The 15,981-nt window shown below is 71.2% G+C and carries 17 protein-coding genes and 1 pseudogene; 9 read left to right on the forward strand and 9 right to left on the reverse strand.

What is annotated here, in order from left to right:
• Positions 1-624: 624 nt before the first annotated feature.
• Entirely contained in the window at positions 625-858 is a 234-nt protein-coding gene (locus IEZ19_RS46580) for an acyl-CoA thioesterase (protein ID WP_373297173.1), read from the forward strand.
• 23 nt (positions 859-881) lie between these two features.
• On the opposite strand, the gene IEZ19_RS46585 is transcribed toward IEZ19_RS46580, so the two are convergent.
• A complete protein-coding gene (locus tag IEZ19_RS46585; protein WP_189317447.1) occupies positions 882-1,856 on the reverse strand; it encodes a DUF6397 family protein in 975 nt (324 codons plus the stop codon).
• A 126-nt stretch (positions 1,857-1,982) separates the two neighbouring features.
• Positions 1,983-2,396, reverse strand: coding sequence for a roadblock/LC7 domain-containing protein (locus IEZ19_RS46590; protein ID WP_189317448.1), 414 nt, complete (start codon positions 2,394-2,396; stop codon positions 1,983-1,985).
• Between the two features lie 94 nt (positions 2,397-2,490).
• On the opposite strand from IEZ19_RS46590, the gene IEZ19_RS46595 reads away from it, so the two are divergent.
• Positions 2,491-2,919 carry a PPOX class F420-dependent oxidoreductase gene (locus tag IEZ19_RS46595; protein WP_189317449.1) on the forward strand — a complete coding sequence of 143 codons (429 nt, stop codon included), beginning with the start codon at positions 2,491-2,493 and terminating at the stop codon, positions 2,917-2,919.
• 25 nt (positions 2,920-2,944) lie between these two features.
• Here IEZ19_RS46595 and IEZ19_RS46600 read toward each other — a convergent pair whose 3' ends face one another.
• The 3 genes and pseudogenes from IEZ19_RS46600 to IEZ19_RS46610 all read right to left on the reverse strand — a co-directional run bounded on the left by IEZ19_RS46600 (position 2,945) and on the right by IEZ19_RS46610 (position 4,823).
• Positions 2,945-3,547 (reverse strand): GTP-binding protein, encoded by a 603-nt coding sequence (locus IEZ19_RS46600; protein WP_189317450.1) that lies wholly within the window; start codon positions 3,545-3,547, stop codon positions 2,945-2,947.
• Between the two features lie 160 nt (positions 3,548-3,707).
• Positions 3,708-3,866: pseudogene (locus IEZ19_RS46605) on the reverse strand (DUF742 domain-containing protein); the annotation flags it as partial.
• A gap of 183 nt (positions 3,867-4,049) precedes the next feature.
• The gene (locus IEZ19_RS46610) at positions 4,050-4,823 is read right to left on the reverse strand and encodes an MHYT domain-containing protein (RefSeq protein WP_189317451.1); all 774 of its coding nucleotides are present in this window, start codon (positions 4,821-4,823) and stop codon (positions 4,050-4,052) included.
• Positions 4,824-4,974: 151 nt separating this feature from the next.
• Here IEZ19_RS46610 and IEZ19_RS46615 point away from each other — a divergent pair, with 151 nt between their 5' ends.
• The gene (locus tag IEZ19_RS46615; protein WP_189317452.1) at positions 4,975-5,574 is read left to right on the forward strand and encodes a class I SAM-dependent methyltransferase; all 600 of its coding nucleotides are present in this window, start codon (positions 4,975-4,977) and stop codon (positions 5,572-5,574) included.
• A 31-nt stretch (positions 5,575-5,605) separates the two neighbouring features.
• Here IEZ19_RS46615 and IEZ19_RS46620 read toward each other — a convergent pair whose 3' ends face one another.
• On the reverse strand, positions 5,606-6,361 hold the full coding sequence (locus IEZ19_RS46620) for an alpha/beta fold hydrolase (RefSeq protein ID WP_189317453.1): 756 nt from the start codon (positions 6,359-6,361) through the stop codon (positions 5,606-5,608).
• Between the two features lie 124 nt (positions 6,362-6,485).
• Between IEZ19_RS46620 and IEZ19_RS46625 the strand changes: the two genes are divergently transcribed.
• The 4 genes from IEZ19_RS46625 to IEZ19_RS46640 all read left to right on the forward strand — a co-directional run bounded on the left by IEZ19_RS46625 (position 6,486) and on the right by IEZ19_RS46640 (position 10,320).
• Complete coding sequence (locus IEZ19_RS46625) at positions 6,486-7,019, forward strand: PadR family transcriptional regulator (RefSeq protein WP_189317454.1); 534 nt, start codon at positions 6,486-6,488, stop codon at positions 7,017-7,019.
• 121 nt (positions 7,020-7,140) lie between these two features.
• Complete coding sequence (locus IEZ19_RS46630) at positions 7,141-7,437, forward strand: hypothetical protein (RefSeq protein WP_189317455.1); 297 nt, start codon at positions 7,141-7,143, stop codon at positions 7,435-7,437.
• 151 nt (positions 7,438-7,588) lie between these two features.
• Positions 7,589-8,428, forward strand: a complete 840-nt coding sequence (locus IEZ19_RS46635) for a hypothetical protein (protein ID WP_189317456.1) — start codon at positions 7,589-7,591, stop codon at positions 8,426-8,428.
• Positions 8,429-8,937: 509 nt separating this feature from the next.
• Complete coding sequence (locus tag IEZ19_RS46640; RefSeq protein WP_189317457.1) at positions 8,938-10,320, forward strand: tannase/feruloyl esterase family alpha/beta hydrolase; 1,383 nt, start codon at positions 8,938-8,940, stop codon at positions 10,318-10,320.
• A gap of 4 nt (positions 10,321-10,324) precedes the next feature.
• On the opposite strand, the gene IEZ19_RS46645 is transcribed toward IEZ19_RS46640, so the two are convergent.
• Positions 10,325-10,507, reverse strand: coding sequence for a tail-anchor membrane protein (locus tag IEZ19_RS46645; protein ID WP_189317458.1), 183 nt, complete (start codon positions 10,505-10,507; stop codon positions 10,325-10,327).
• 260 nt (positions 10,508-10,767) lie between these two features.
• On the opposite strand from IEZ19_RS46645, the gene IEZ19_RS46650 reads away from it, so the two are divergent.
• A complete protein-coding gene (locus IEZ19_RS46650; RefSeq protein ID WP_189317459.1) occupies positions 10,768-13,365 on the forward strand; it encodes a DEAD/DEAH box helicase in 2,598 nt (865 codons plus the stop codon).
• A gap of 235 nt (positions 13,366-13,600) precedes the next feature.
• Positions 13,601-14,944, forward strand: coding sequence for an esterase-like activity of phytase family protein (locus IEZ19_RS46655; protein WP_189317460.1), 1,344 nt, complete (start codon positions 13,601-13,603; stop codon positions 14,942-14,944).
• Positions 14,945-14,956: 12 nt separating this feature from the next.
• Here IEZ19_RS46655 and IEZ19_RS46660 read toward each other — a convergent pair whose 3' ends face one another.
• Together IEZ19_RS46660 and IEZ19_RS46665 are read right to left on the reverse strand one after the other, a co-directional pair.
• On the reverse strand, positions 14,957-15,304 hold the full coding sequence (locus IEZ19_RS46660) for a hypothetical protein (RefSeq protein ID WP_189317461.1): 348 nt from the start codon (positions 15,302-15,304) through the stop codon (positions 14,957-14,959).
• Positions 15,305-15,530: 226 nt separating this feature from the next.
• Positions 15,531-15,981: apurinic/apyrimidinic endonuclease family protein (locus IEZ19_RS46665; RefSeq protein WP_506005015.1), on the reverse strand; the 451-nt coding region annotated here is incomplete at its 5' end.

Genomic DNA, 15,981 nt, shown 5'->3' on the forward strand with positions numbered 1-15,981 from the left:
ACACACCGTGACACCATGTCAGTGCCCGAGATGAGGCGCACCGCTCAACTTCGAAGACCCGCTTTAGTGCCTTCTGGACCGTGCCGACGAGTGCGGGCAGCGCCGCATTCTGCCCGCACACTCCAGGAGCGGGCGGCCCCGGTTGACGACGCGTGGGGCGCTCGTTGAAACTCCCCAGTCCGTTGATCGACGGACCAAGTGAGGCGACGAGCATCCCTGGCCGTTTTCAAAGATCCTCATCACCCCGGACCGGGAGCCGCCGACCTGGCATTACGCGCCCGTGCTGGACTGCCCGGACGCCCCTGGACGGCATCTCCTACCTGTGCCAGGTGGGACCGTCAGCCCGAGCTGGTGACTGAGCGTCAATGCGACAGAGCCACAGTCCCGAAGCCTGCATCAGCCAAGATCCGGACCGTTCCCGGATCAGCGATCCCGGCAAGGTCCTCACGGCCGCCATATCCGCACGTCATCGAGTCGCTGCCGTTGTACCACCAACAGACGAAGAACCTGCTTGCGTCCCTCCACGCAGGAAACCTGCGGCATTCGCTCAGCACACCTACAGCAACTTACCGGATGGACTGACTATCACCCATCGTACGGTTGTGCGCATGGTGTGCCAAGCATGTGTCCAAGCGCTCCCTACACCAGAAACATGCAGGTCACCAAACACTCCCGGCTGATATCGCCGCCCACGCCATGTGGTTCCACCGCCCGTTCCGCGCGGACGAGTGGTTCCTGTACGACCAGGAGTCGCCGATCGCGACGGGCGGCCGCGGTCTGGCACGAGGCCGCATCTACGACCAGAGGGGGCGCCTGCTCGTCTCCGTCGTCCAGGAAGGTCTGTTCAGGGCCCTGTAGACGACCTCTGTGGACCGGGGGCCTCAGAGCCCTGCGGGCCGGCTTCTGCGCAGCAGCCGGCCGAGCAGGCCGCGGGACGGCTCCTGCGCCTCGGGCTCGGCCTCGTCGAGTCCGGTCCCTGTGGTCGCACTTCGGGGTTCCGGCGGTCGTGGTGCGGGTGGGTTCTCGTTCGCGCTTTGTACGGATCGTGGTCCGGGTGGGTTCTCGCGTGGTCCGGGCCGAGGCGCGGGCCGGTGTGCGCGTGCCTCCTCCACTGCTCGTGCCAGGTCGCTGCGCAGCCAGTCGATCTCGTCGGGACCGTCCGCCGTCGTGATCTTCTCGGCGAGGTGCGCGGCGGGCGACCCCGGCACCCCGTGGGCGGGCGGTCCCGGCCGGAACCGGTTGAGATGGGACCGTTCGCAGGGGTCCTTGACGACCTCCGCGACATGAACGGGGTCGAGGAAGGCAGCTACTGCGCCGGCATGCTCCCAGGGATCGTGGGCCTGCCGCAGCAGGAACCCCAGGCGGCGCCCGCGCCAGTTGCGGGCGCGCAGGTCCGCTCCCGCTCCGAGTCGGCCCCGCAGCCGCTCGGGCGTGCGGCCCGTCAGCAGGGGTGCGTTCTTCTCGTCGGCCGCGAACTGCCGTACCTCGTCGGCGAGATAGAGCCAGACCACGGCCCGGTACCGGTTCAGATGGAACTTCACCGGGATCACCAGACCCAGTCGCGCGAGGCGGGTGAACCGGCCGGCCGCTACACCCATGAGGTACGCGGCCTCCGTGGTGCCCACGGCCCTGACACTCTCGCGGAGTGCTTCGGGGAAGCCGGCCGACAAGCGCAGCCGGTCGATCTCTGCGCGCTCGACCCGGGGGCCTCCGCCACCGCCCTCGTCCGGCACGGTGCGGATGCGGCCCAGGTCCACGGCGAGGTCGAACTCGCCTCGCTTGAGCTCCAGTTCACGTGCGGCGCGGCTGGGTGCGTAGCTGAGGGCGCGCGGCTGGGTGATGATGTCGGCCGACATGGTCGTACTCCCCCGTGGAGTCGTTGCTCACGCTGTGTGCGTTCGCCGTGACAAAAACCGTAGCCGCTCGGACGGTTTTCGTGGCAAGACTGTGGAAAACTCCACGGGAGTCGAAGAACGCGCAGGTCAGAGGTCAGATGCCGGAGTTCGTTCGGGCTGTCGGGCGTCCACGCCGAGGTGCTCGCCGACCCGGTTGACGAGCAGGGTCATCTCGTAGGCGATCTGGCCGATGTCGGATTCCGCGCCGCTGAGCACGCACAGACAACTGCCGGCGCCGGCCGCGGTGACGAACAGGACGGCATCGTCGTACTCGATCATCGTCTGGCGCACTCTGCCCGCGCCGAAGTGGCGTCCCGATCCCTTGGCCAGGCTGTGCAGTCCGGAGGCGACGGCGGCGAGATGCTCCGCGTCCTCGCGCCGAAGGCCCGTGCTCGCCCCCGTCACCAGTCCGTCGTTCGACAGGACCAGCGCGTGCCGTACGTGTTCCACGCGCTCGGTCAGGTCGTCGAGCAGCCAGCCGAGTCCCTGGTTCTGCGCCATGTGTCCGTCTCCCCGTGTGACGTCTCCCCCTGGCCGGAGGATCTCTCCGCCAGCCTTCCCCACGACCGCCGTCCCGGCAAGGAGGATAGGAGGCATGGCGGAGAAGATGACCGACGAGGAATGGCGGGCGTTCGTGTCGCACGGCACCCGCACCGGCAAGTTGTCGACCGTACGGGCGGACGGGAGCCCCCATGTGGCCCCGGTCTGGTTCCTTCTCGACGGGGACGAGGTGATCTTCAACACCGGTAAGGAGACGGTGAAAGGCCGCAATCTGGCCCGTGACGGGCGAGTTGCCCTCTGCGTGGACGACGAGCAACCGCCGTTCCACTTCGTCGTGCTGAACGGCCGCGCCCGGTTGTCGGAGGATCTGGACGAGGTCCGGCACTGGGCCACCAGGATCGCGGCCCGGTACATGGGCGAGGACCGCGCCGAGGAGTTCGGCGCCCGCAACGGCGTTCCGGGCGAACTCCTCGTCCGGGTCGGCGTCGACAACGTGACGGCGTTCAAGGACCTGACGGGCTGACCGACCCGATGGGTCGACGGTCTGGTCAGCCGACCGAGTCGAGGTGCCGGGCGGAGTGCGTCCGCCCGGCGTACTCCACCAGCCGTATCAGCACTTCCTTGCCCGAGTCGCGGTCCCGCGCGTCACACAGGACCACCGGCGTTCCCCGGTCGAGGTCGAGAGCGCGCGACACGTCGTGTGCGCCGTAGGCACGCGCGCCCGCGAAGCAGTTGACGGCCACGACGAACGGGATGTGCCGGTGCTCGAAGTAATCGACGGCCGGGAAGCAGGCCTCCATCCGCCGGGTGTCCGCGAGGACCACGGCACCCAGGGCTCCTTGCGACAGTTCGTCCCAGAGGAACCAGAAGCGGTCCTGGCCCGGTGTGCCGAAGAGGTACAGGGAAAGGCCCTGCCGGATGGTGATGCGGCCGAAGTCCATCGCGACGGTCGTGGTGACCTTCCGGTCCACACCGCCGGTGTCGTCCACCAGCTGACCGGCTTCGCTGAGCAGTTCCTCCGTGCGCAGCGGCCGGATCTCACTGACGGCGCCGACCAGCGTCGTCTTACCGACGCCGAATCCGCCGGCGACCAGTATCTTCAGCGCCAACGGGGTCGTGTCACCGACGTCGTCGGAGTGCTCGGAGACCATGATCACTTCTCTCGAGAGTACCGGCCCGGATCGGGAGTACCGGCTGCGACCGATGTCTGTGCGAAACCTGCATCATGACAACTGCGGCTCCGCCACGCGGGATCGGACCGCATTCCACCTGATGTGCCCGGCTCGCGTCCGTTTGGTTCTGAAGCTTCATCTAGAGTGCCCGCAATCCCTCGATGACCTCGCGCAGGATCCGCTCGTCGGGCAGCAGGGCCGGCGGCACGGGCCGGCTGACCGTCACGCAGCCGGTCTCCAGGAGGTCGCCGAGGAGCACTCTGACCACGCCCACGGGAAGGTCGGCTCCCGTGGCGAGCGTCCGACGCGGCGCCGTCGGGTGCGTCCCCGCCTTCGTCCGCGAGTGGTCCGGCGTGCGCGCGGCGGCCGCGGACGGACGGCGGGGACGCCGTCCGTCCGCCGCCCGCGGGGGGGGTCCTCCTGGGTGTACTCATGGCCTCCTCGCTCGGTCGTGGTTCGGGGCGTGCCGGGGTGGGCCCCACTAGCGGACGACGCTCTCGACCGGCCGCTGGGCGGAGGCGGACGCCTCGCGCTCGCCTGCGGTGGGCGAGAGCGCGACGAAGGCCGAGGTGAGAAACAGACAGGACCCGAGGCCGACGGCGAGGGGGAAGACGAACTGCATCGCCGTGGCCCCGGGCAGGACCGAGCTGGACGGGGTGACATGGACGCTCACCGCGAACATCCCGGTGTAGTGCATGCTGCTGACGGCCGCTCCCACGACGAGCGAGGCGGCCGTGACCGCGACCGGCGATTTGATGTTGAGCCCGGCCCACAGGGCAGCGGTGGCCGCGACCACGGCGATGAGTACGGAGAGCCCGACGAGCAGGGGGTCGTAGCTCACGGCGCCGTGCAGCCGCACGGCAGCCATGCCGAGGTAGTGCATGCTGGCGACGCCCAGTCCAGTGGTGAGACCGCCGAGGAGGAGCGCACGGGTGCGGTCGCGGCCGTAGCCGACGGCGAAGACGCCCGCGCAGACGACGGCGATGGCCACGAGCAGGCTGAGGATGGTCAGTGGCACGTCGTAGCGGATGTCGCTGCCTCTGACACCGAAGCCGAGCATGGCCACGAAGTGCATCGTCCAGATGCCGGTGCCGATCGCGGCGGCCGCCGTGACGAGCCAGTTGCGGCGCGAGCGGCCCGTGCTGCCCAGCGCACGGACGGTGCAGCGCAGCCCCAGTGCGGCGCCGATGCAGGCCATCGCGTACGACAGCACAGGGGTCAGCCAGCCGAAGGCGGCGTGGTCCACGTGTCCCATGGGCCCGGGACGCTAGCCGGAGCGGAGGTGCACGATGGGGGCGCATTTCGAAAGGTTTGGAATATGGCACGGAGATGTGCTGGAACGATCGCGTCCCGCTCGAACATGCGCGCCCGTGCATCCTCCGTACCGGTGAGGGATCATGCCGAACATGAGCGACGACCACACGCATGTCCAGGAGTTCTTCACCGCCCGGGCCACCGACTGGGACAGCCGCTTTCCCGACGACGGCCCCGCCTACACGGCCGCCGTCGCCGACCTCGGTGTGCACGCGGGGGACCGTGTGCTCGACGCGGGATGCGGCACGGGGCGCGCACTGCCGCCGCTACGGGACGCCGTGGGCCCGTCCGGGGTGGTCGTGGGCGTCGATCTGACCCCCGCGATGCTCGAGGCCGCCGTACGGGCCGGCAGAGACCGTGACGGGCGCCTGCTGCTCGCCGACGTCGCCGCGCTGCCGCTGCGGTCGGAGTCCTTCGACGCCGTGTTCGCGGCCGGCCTCGTCGCCCATCTGCCCCATCCCGCCGAGAACCTGCGGGAGTTGGCACGTGTGGTGCGGCCGGGCGGCACGCTGGCGCTGTTCCATCCGATCGGGCGGGCGGCCCTCGCGGCCCGGCAGGGCCGCCGGATCACCCCGGACGACCTGCGCGCGGAAACCAACCTGCGTCCCCTGCTGGCCCGATCGGGGTGGCGCATGACGTCGTACGTCGACGAGGACGCCCGCTTCCTCGCGCTGGCCGTCCGAGTGGACTGACCGCAGCACCGCCACGCGCCCGTGCGTGTCGTCACGACCGTCCGGCGACCTCGGCGACGAAGGCGTCCGGGTTGTCGAACATGACGTTGTGCCCGGCGTCCGGCACGGTCACCACCCGCACCCCCGAGGCCTCCAGACGCTCCCTCCCCGGGAGTTCACCGCTCAGCTCGCCCTGGAGATACACCCTGTCGATCGTCAGCCCTGCCAGGAGGGTGCGCATGACGGGGTCCGAGCCCCGCACGAGTGCGACCGCGGTGCGATGCAGCGCGCGCGGTTCGGCCAGCCGCATGGTCGCCGCCCACAGCGGGCCGATCCTGTCCAGCACGCGTGCGTAGGCGCCGTCGACGAACTCGTCCTCGTCGTAGGAGGCGATGTTGCTGCTTCCGGCGGTCGGCGGCGGGAAGGCGTCGAGGTTGGCCTCCGTGAGAACGAGCCGGGAGACGAGGTCGGGCCGCCTGTGGGCGAGCACGACGGAGACCGCGCCACCCATGCTGTGCGCGATCAACTCGGCGCCGCGCAGTCCCGCCGTGTCCAGTGCCGTTGCCAAGGCGTCCGCGTGCTCCTCCAAGGTGTAACCGAAGTCGTCGGGTCGGTCGCTGATTCCGTGCCCGGGCAGATCGACGAACAGGCTCCGACGGCCCGCGAGTTCGGGACGGGCCGCCACGTGAGCGTGGTACACGGCCGACACCGACCCCAGTCCGTGCACGTACACGCGCGCGGGTTCCGCGCCGGGCGCCTCCGTCCATCGGATGCAGTTTCCCTTGCCATCGAACTCGGCCTGCTTCATCTCGTCCTCCTGGGCGGCGCCGGCGTTGTGGCCGGCCCGCGAGGAGAATACATCGGTTACGAGGTATACGTGAAGCGATGTATAGAGGCAACGATGTACAGCGGGCATGGGAGAGAATGCGAGCATGCTGGAACTCGCCATCCTCGGATTCCTGTACGACGCCCCCCTGCACGGCTATCTTCTGCGCAAGCAGATCGCGGCGCTGACCGGGCACGTGCGGCCCGTCCCCGAGAGCACGCTGTATCCCGCGATCAAGCGCCTGGAGAAGGCGGGTCTGCTGGCCCGAGCCACCGAACCGGGCTCCGTGGCCGCGCCGCGCCATGTGCTCACCCTCACCGAGGAGGGCAGACGCGAACTGCGCCGCAGACTCGCCGAACCGGCGCAGCGCGACATCACGGACGAGAACCGCTGGTTCACGGTGCTCGCATTCCTGCGGCACCTCGACGACCCTCGCGCCCAGGCGGCCGTGCTACGACGCAGGCTCGCCTTCCTGGAGGAGCCGGCCAGCTTCTTCTACGACGGTGACCGGCCGCTGCGCGCCGAAGAGCTGGGCGACCCCTTCCGGCGCGGCATCCTCACCATCGCCCGGGCCACAAGCCGGGCCGAACTCACCTGGCTGCGCGACACCCTCGCCTCGCTCGACGACACCGGTCACTGAGGCGGGCAGCCCGAACGGTTCACCGCGGCGCCCCTCTTCTGCGGCCGGAGCTCCAACTCTACGTTGAACAGGAGCAGATGAACGGCCGGGCACGACACCACGCAGGGGGAAGGCCATCCGTATGTTCGACAGGATCCGCACCTACGTCACCGGATTCCGCACCTCCATGCGCGCGGAGGCGAGCGCTGGTCGTGAAAAGCGGGCACACAACTTGTTCGAGGCCGCGGCAGCCTACGTCTCCGCCTGCGCGGAGGACGACCAGGACCGGATCGACGAGGCCACGGGCTGGGTGTCGCCGGAGGCCCTGTCCTTCGGGGTGAGCGAACTGGCGTGCCGGGCCGTGATAGCCCTGGCCCGCGAGCGCGACGAGTCTCCGCGTACGGTGGCCCGGGATCTGCTCGGACTGCCGGCGACCTGACCCACGGCCCGCCTCCGGCCCGCCGATCTGTGGTCGATTCGCCCCCTCCAGGGTGGAAAACTGCAGCTCCGGGTGTGATGAGGTGCCGTGACAACGGCCTTCCGCTCGCACTAGGGTGCGCGCCGTTGGACGAACGACTGGGGAGGGTGGGATGGCCGGGACGGACGAGGAGGCTGTCGCCGCGGACGATGCGCTGTACGTGCTCACGGCGGTGCTTCTGACACCGGCGCAGTTTCCGAGCGTGCTGGGTGACGACTACCCGGAAGCCTGCGCAGCACTCGGTCTCGCGCCGCTGGCCGACGGCTACGGCCTGGTGCTCGGCCAGGACGGCGACGGCGCCCGCTGGACGGTCGTCATCGACGACGTCTCGCTGGTCGCCGTCGCGATCGCGTCCTGGGACTGCGGCATGCAGTACGACCTTTCGCCGGACGAACGCACGGTCGTCGACGCGCTGCCCGGCTGGCCCCTCGCGGTGGCTGTCGCGGCTCCTGGGGTGCCCGCGCCGCACGATCCCGGCCCCGACGTCGCGGAGGGCCCGGCGCTGGCCCCGCCGGACACCAGCACCTGGGGACCGGCCCAGCGGCGCCTGGGCGCGGACGAGATCGCGCTGCAGTGGGCGGTCTGGCGTGAGCAGATCGACGACGCCGACTTCCCGGTGCCGGACGCGGCCGCACCGGTGACCGGTGACGCGGCGCCGGACGGCGAGCCGGACGCCCCCAAGGGCCGCAGCGGAATCCGGCGGGTGCTGGCGGAAGCCCGCGCCTACGTGAGCGCGCCACCGCCTCTCGGCCGGGTCCGCTCGTCCTTCGCGCCGGGCGACGCCAGGACCTTGCGCGCCGACGGCCCGGGCTGGTCGATGGTGGCCCGCACCGACGACATCGCGTTCGTCCTGCTGGACGACGAGCCCGGCGAGGTCCTGCCGGTGGGCCGCGGCCCGGAACTGCCGGGCCTCCTGGAGGCGCTGGACAAGATGGCCGTACGGCCGAGTTGAGCAGCACGACCGAGTTGAACCACGCGGCCGCGCCGAGCGGTACGGCTGAGTCGAGCCGCACCGGCTGACTCGCGCGGGCTTGTTGAGCCCCAGGGGTCGCATCGCACGGGCCGTTTGAGCCGCACCGGCCGCGCGCCGAAGCCATCGTGCAGACCCGCGCCACCTGTGCCGGCACGGGTCGCCAACGCCGGCACGGTCACCGCGCGGGTCCGGGCTCCCGCGTCGGCCGGGTCACCCGAGCCGCCGGTTCAAAGCCGCCGCGAGGCCCTCGCACGCCGCCTCGACGACGAGGTCGGTGTCGGGACGGCACCGGCCTCACCTCCGACCGTCAGCGGCCAGCCCACCGTCCCCGGACTCCTTGGCGGCACAAGAGAGTTCACCACTCAAGCCCTGTGCCAACACCCCATGACCGCATGCCGCTCCATGTGGTCTCAACCCATGGATGGGGTCGGCTCCGGCCAGCACCATGAGGCAGCCCAACCGCCTTCTGCCGCAGACCCGGAGGCCTTATGCGCCTGTCCCGAACCATCCCCTTCATCGCCGCCACCGTCATGGCAGCGGCCCTCTCATGGCCCGCTCCGGCCGGCGCGGCCGACGGCGCCCACTGTGCCCGTCAGGACGCCGTCCAGGCGCCGGGCGCGGCCTTCCAGCAGAGTGCCTGTCTCTCGGATCTCACGACGACGGGTCTGGCCGGTACGCCGTACACGGACATGGCGGACCAGGCGGGCCTGACGGCGCGGGACACCCGCACTCCGTCCGGGGTGCCCGGGGTGCAGATCGACGGCTATTTCCCCGACAGCTCGCACTTCAACGCCACGCACGGCTGGCGGCACGACGCGCAGTTCGTGATCCGGCTTCCCGACCACTGGAACGGCGGTCTCGTCGTCACCGGCGCGCCGGGCACCCGTCGGCAGTACTCCACGGACACCGCGATCTCGGACCGGGTGCTGGCGCAGGGCTACGCCTACGCGGCGACCGACAAGGGCAACAGCGGCACGGACTTCTACCGCGACGGAGCCCGGCCGGGTGACGCGGTCGCGGAGTGGAACGCCCGGACCACGCAGCTCACCCGGGCGGCCCGACGCGTGGTGGCCCAGCGCTACGGCACGGCACCGCGGCGGACGTACATGACCGGCATGTCCAACGGCGGCTACCTCACGCGCTGGCAGCTGGAGAACCACCCGGAGCTGTACGACGGCGGAGTGGACTGGGAGGGCACCCTGTGGACGACGCAAGGCCCCAACCTCTTCACCACGCTCCCCACGGCCGTGGCGTGGACTCTCGGCTCGGCCCGGGACGAGGATCTCTACCGGGTGGGCTTCGCCCGCGGCTCGGAGTTCCTGTGGCCGTACTACGCGAAGGCCTACTGGGGCGTGACGCAGAAGATCTACCGCGCCGAGTTCGACCCTGCCTACAACACCAGCTGCCCCGGTCCCTCCGCCGGGACGAGCACCGAGGAGATCCTCGCCCCCTGCACCTCCGACGCGGCCTACTCCTACGCCGCGCGCCCCGGGGCCGTCCGTCATGCCGTGGCCGGGGTGTCGCTGTCCGGGCGGATCGGCAAGCCGCTGATCACGCTGCACGGCGATCTTGACGCCCTGCTGCCCAAGGCTTCGGACTCGGACGTGTACGACCGCATGATCGACGCACGCGGGCGCGGAGCACTCCACCGGTACTACACGATTCAGGGAGGTACGCACGTGGACGGGCTGTACGACACCTACCCGGACCGGTTGCGCCCGATCCTGCCCTGCTACCGCTCGGCGTTCGACACGCTCGTCTCCTGGGTTGAGCGAGGCACCCCGCCGCCCGCGGACCGTACCGTCGGCAGGCCCGCGGGCGGTGATGTGGCCGATTCCTGCGCCCTGGACGGGCACACCGCGGAACGCTAGCGCCTCAGCGGCCGAGTTCCTTTCGTGCCACCCTGCGCAGCCTGCGCCGCTGTGAGGGGTCCAGCGTGAGGTACGCGGCCGCCGGCACTCCCACCACGATCAGGAACGCCAGCCACCACGGCAGCCATATCAACAGGATGAGGCCGACCGCCACACCTCCTGCGGCGATCTTCGCGTTCTTCGACATGAGCGTCGCCTCCTTCGCGGCCACTGCCGCTCTCTGTTCTGAAAACGGTCCCGCGCTTCCCGCGGTTCCGGACCGCGACCCTGAGACGTCCCTGAGGCACGACCCTGAGGAGCCCCTGAGGGCCGACACCTGCGTGGCAATTCGAACATCTGGTGAAGTGGCTCAGCTCACAGCCTAGCCATTCCGGGCCGAACGCCGACGTGCTGTAGCCTCGGCGACCCCGATCCAGGTAGTCAAATTTGAGGAGTGCGGGCAGAGCTGTGCAGAGGATTCCCCCGGCACCACCCTCCGATTCGTCCGAACTGGCCGAGTGCCGCGCCGTGTTCGTCCCCGCAGATCCCGCCCGCACGGGTCGTGTCACTTTCTGGCGACCCGACGGCACGCCGCCTCCCGCCGTCGCCTCCGGTGACGTCACGGACCTGACCGTCGTGCTGCCCGGCAGGGCGGGGGTCGAGCCGATGCGCGTGCCCGCCGTGCTGCTGCCCCTGCGCACCGCTCTGCCACTGCTCGCACGCGCGCGTGTAACGCCGACCGCGAACCGGTCCACCGTGTTCTGGGGCACCGCGAGCGTGCTGGCCCTGCACTTCCTGGCGCGGGGCCTGCTGCTGCCCGGGCTGTCCCCTGCCGACCACGACGCCTGGCGCATGGGTCCGCTGTCCACGGCGGACACCGAACTCGTCCGTGCACTCGCCGCCGCGATGCCGCCCGAGGCCCACGCCGTCCCGCTGGCCGACGCCGACCCGGTGCGGCTGCCGGATCGCGAGCGCCTGCTGCGCGCCTTTCTCGATTCGGTCGCCGACACCCTCCCCCGCTCCCCCGCCGCCCGGCTCGTCATCGGCGGCCCGGCATACGCGGCGCCCGAGCCGCAGCACCTGCCCGGTCAGCGCGCATGGGCGGACGACGTGGCGGCGGGTCACGACGCGGGCGTACGCCTCTCGCTGCGCATCGAGGTGCCCGGTCTGGACGACGGCACGCGCGACGACGCCGACCTGCGGTTCCGTGCCGTACTCCAGGTACACACGGTCAGCGGGCCGGCCGTCGTCGCCGACGCTGCCGACGTGTGGGGCGGATCCGGCGCGGCCGACGGGGCGTTCGGGTCACGCACCCGCATGGACGTCCTGCTCGCGCTGCGCCGCGCCACACGCGCGTGGCCTCCGCTGGCGAGCCTGCTCTCGGCGGCCGTGCCGGACTCGGTCGAGCTCGCCGACGAGGAGGTCGCCGGGCTCCTCGGCGACGGCAAGCGTGCGTTGGCCGCGGCGGGAGTCGAGGTGCACTGGCCGAGGGACCTGCCGCGCGGGCTGACGCTCCATGCGGTCGGCGGTCCTCCTGACGACGGGACCGGGCAGGACGCCCGCGCCGCCCTGCCGACCACCTCATTCCTTTCGGCCGGCGAACGGCTCACGTTCAGCTGGTGGTTCGGGCTGGGCGGCCGGGAGCTCTCCGGTGAGGAGCTGAACCGTCTTGCGGAGGCGAAGCGGCCTCTCGTGCGGCTGCGCGACGTCTGGGTTCTGATCGACCCCCGAGAGGCCCGACGCGCACGCGCGCGTGAGGACCGGAAAGTCACCCCCGTCGAGGCGCTGGGGGCCGCACTTACAGGCTCGGCGGAGGTCGACGGGCTGCGCGTCGACGTACGGCCCACGGGATGGCTCGCCGAGCTGCGCGACCGGCTCACGGACCCCGGCTCGCAGGAGCCGGTCGGTCAGCCCGCCGCACTGAACGCCGCGTTGCGGGACTACCAGCTGCGCGGACTCGACTGGCTGGCCCGCATGACCTCGCTGGGCCTCGGCTGCTGTCTGGCCGACGACATGGGCCTCGGCAAGACGGTCACGCTGATCGCCCTGCACCTGCATCGCCGGACGGACACCGAGGCCGCCGGACCCACGCTCGTGGTCTGCCCGGCGTCCCTCCTCGGCAACTGGCAGCGCGAGATCGAGCGGTTCGCGCCCGGCACCCCGGTGCGCCGGTTCCACGGGGCACGCCGTGACCTGGACTCCCTGGCGGACGGGGAGTTCGTCCTCACGACGTACGGCACCCTCCGTCAGGACGCGGGGCGGCTCGCGGGGCTTCCCTGGGGCATGGCGGTCGCCGACGAGGCCCAGCATGTGAAGAACCCGTATTCGGCGACGGCTCGGGCCCTGCGCTCGGTCGAGGCACGCGCCCGCGTGGCGCTCACGGGCACTCCGGTGGAGAACAACCTGTCCGAGCTGTGGGCGATCCTGGACTGGACGACCCCCGGGCTGCTGGGCCGTCTCGGCACTTTCCGCGCCCGGTACGCGCGGGCGGTCGAGGGCGGCCGGGATCCCGCCGCCGCGGAGCGGCTCGCACGGCTCGTGGGGCCGTTCCTGCTGCGGCGCCGCAAGTCGGATCCCGGCATCGCGCCCGGCTGCCCTGAAGCACCTGGCGGCACGGACCGCAGTCGAGGCCCACCGCCTGCTGGCGCGCGCCCTTCACGCCGTACCGGACATGGAGGCGGACGACGCGGAACTGACGGTCTCCCAGGACGCCGTGCGTCTCGCCGCCGGCTCCCCCGCCACGGCCGTCGCCGACCGGCTCTCGGCGGGGTCGGAGCGCGGCCGGGACGGGCTGGTCGTCGCCCTGCGGGCCTGGCACCACGGTGGGGCGGCCGCGCTGGACGTGCTGGACGAGGAGTGGCAGGTGGAGGGCGAAGCGCAGGCACGCGCGCGTGTGGCGCTGGAGACCGCCTGGGACGAGGACGACCGGCCGGCGCTTCACCAGGAGGGCAACCGGTGGACCGTCATGGACGCGGGGATCCAGCTACGGCTGGGGCGGGACGGCCGCTGGTGGCCGTACGCCGAGGACCGGGGCCGCTGGATTCCCGCCGGAGGTGCGACGCGTGATCCGGCGACGGCGCTGGCGTCAGCCGGGCTCGGGATCGAGGACGGGCCGGCCGAAGGCGGTTGAAGGCGTGCGAAGGAGACCGAGGGCGTGCGAAAGGGCTGAGAGCGGGCCCTCTGCAACACCTCCACAACCCGACGAACGGATGACGTCTCGCATTCACCGATCGGACGCACGGTGTTCCGATCAGGAACCAACTCTGGCCACTGTCAATGAACTTGGCCACAGGAGGCCCCGATGTCCCCGCACGCCACCGGCCGGCGCCGCGTCCACCGATCCGTCGCGACGGCGGGTCTCCCCCTTGCTCTGGCAGCCGCCTTGCTCGCTGCCGGAACGGCCACGGCGTCGCCCTCGGGCGAGGCGCACGTCATCCGTACGGCGACGCTCGGGGACATCCCGCTCGGCGCCTTCAGCAACGCCCTGCTGCCCGGGAGCGTGGACAACGACCGCGGCGTGGACCTCGGTGGCATCGGCAGCGACATCTACCCCACGGGCCGCAGGGGCGAGTTCTGGACGGTCACCGACCGCGGGCCCAACGGCCAGATCAAGGTGGACGGCACGAAGCGCCGCACCTTCCCGGTCCCCGGCTTCGACCCGGCGATCGTCAAGATCCGCGTGTCCGGCGACAGCGTCAAGGTGATCGACGCGATCCCCCTCACCACGTCGTCCGGCAAGCCCGTCACCGGTCTGTCCAACCAGCAGAGCCGCGACGAGGCGCCGTACACCTACGACGCGAAGACGCTGCTGCCGTACAACCCCAACGGCGTGGACACCGAGGGCATCGTGCGGGCGGCGGACGGGACCTTCTGGCTCGTCGACGAGTACGGCCCGTCGCTGATCCACGTGTCCGCGCACGGCAGGGTGCTCACCCGCTACGTGCCCAAGGGGCTGAACCTCACCGGGGCCGACTACCCGGTGGTGGAGGCGCTGCCGTCCGTCCTCCTGCACCGGAAGATCAACCGGGGCTTCGAGGGGCTGGCCCAGCTGCCGGGCGGTGACCTGGTGATCGCCGTGCAGAGCCCCCTTTCGCTGCCCGACGGGGACGCCGGGGACGCCTCGCTCACGACCCGGCTGCTGCGGTTCTCGCCGAAGAAGAAGGCGGTCACCGCCGAGTACGCCTACCGGTTCGACCCGGTGAACGTGGTCGACCCGAGCGAGGACGACACCTCCGAGCTGAAAGTCTCGTCGGTGGTGGCCGTCGGCGGCGACCGCCTGCTGGTCGAGGAGCGCACCGACAAGACGGCCCGGCTGCAGCTGGTGAAGCTCGAGCGCAAGGCGAACATCCTGGGCAGCTCCTGGGACGACGACACGACGTCGCCCTCGCTGGAGCAGCTGGACGAGCCGGCCGCCGCGGGCGTTCCCGTCCTGCGCAAGCGACTCGTGGTCGACCTGGGCAAGGTGAGCGGGGTGCCGGGGAAGATCGAGGGCATCGCGCGCGTGGACCGCGACACGCTGGCCCTCGTCAACGACAACGATTTCGGCATGACGGACGGGAACGGCGCCTTCGACGCGCAGGGCCGTCTGATCGACAGCGGCATCGAGACGACCGTGGTCTACGTCCGGCTGCCCGACGGCATCTGACGGCGGGCGTACTCAGGACAGTTCCCCAGCGAGGGAGGGGAGGAGCGACCCGAGGTCGCTCGGCAACTCGCTGGGGAACTCCGACGGCAGCCCGCTCGGCAGTTTCGTCGGCAGTCCGGACGGCAACCCGCTCGGCAATGCGGAGGGGATGCCGAGGGACGACCGGGGAGAGCCGTTCGTGCCGGCGCTGCTCCGCGCGGGCTGCCTGTCGTCATCCAGGGAACCGTCGCTGCCGGATGCCATCAGCACGACGGCGGCGACGGCCACCGCCGCCAGGAGCACCACGAACGCGGCGAACAGTGGTCCCTTGCGCCGTGCCGCAGGACCGGGCGGCCGGGACGGTACGGGTGGCATGGCCATACGGTCCAGCGTCACCGCGTACCGGACATGGTGCGGCCCCCGCACGGAAGTTGATACGGACCCATGGCACGGAGCGCATGGTTCCGGAGCCTTCCGCCCGGGGGCCGGTCAGTGGCACGCGCGCGCGGAGCGACGGTGGGACCGTCACCTCACGCGCACGTGCGTTTTTCGGTGGGCGCGGAGACCGCGTTCGACACCGAACGCGTCCCCATCACGCGCGGGTGTGTCAGCCGCGGGCGCCGAGGAGGTGGTCCATGGCGAGCTGGTCGAGGCGCTCGAAGGCCATGCCGCGCGCGGCGGCCGCGTCGACGTCGAAGTCCTCGAAGGCGGTGCGGTCGGCGAGCAGCGCCTGCAGGCCGTCGGCCGCGGTGGGCTGCGCCAGCTCGTCCAGGCGCGCGGCACGCAGCGCCTCCTGGACCTCCGGGTCGGCACGGAAGGCGGCGGCCCGCTCCTTGAGGATCAGGTAGTTGCGCATGCAGCCGGCCGCGGAGGCCCACACGCCGTCGAAGTCCTCGGTCCGCGGCGGCTTGAAGTCGAAGTGGCGCGGGCCCTCGTAGCCGGCGCTCTCCAGAAGGTCGACCAGCCAGAAGGCGGAACGCAGATCACCGGCGCCGAAGCGGAGGTCCTGGTCGTACTTGATGCCGGACTGGCCGTTGAGGTCGATGTGGAAGAGCTTG

Source organism: Streptomyces brasiliensis (assembly GCF_014647875.1).
GTDB classification, from domain to species: Bacteria; Actinomycetota; Actinomycetes; order Streptomycetales; family Streptomycetaceae; genus Streptomyces; species Streptomyces brasiliensis.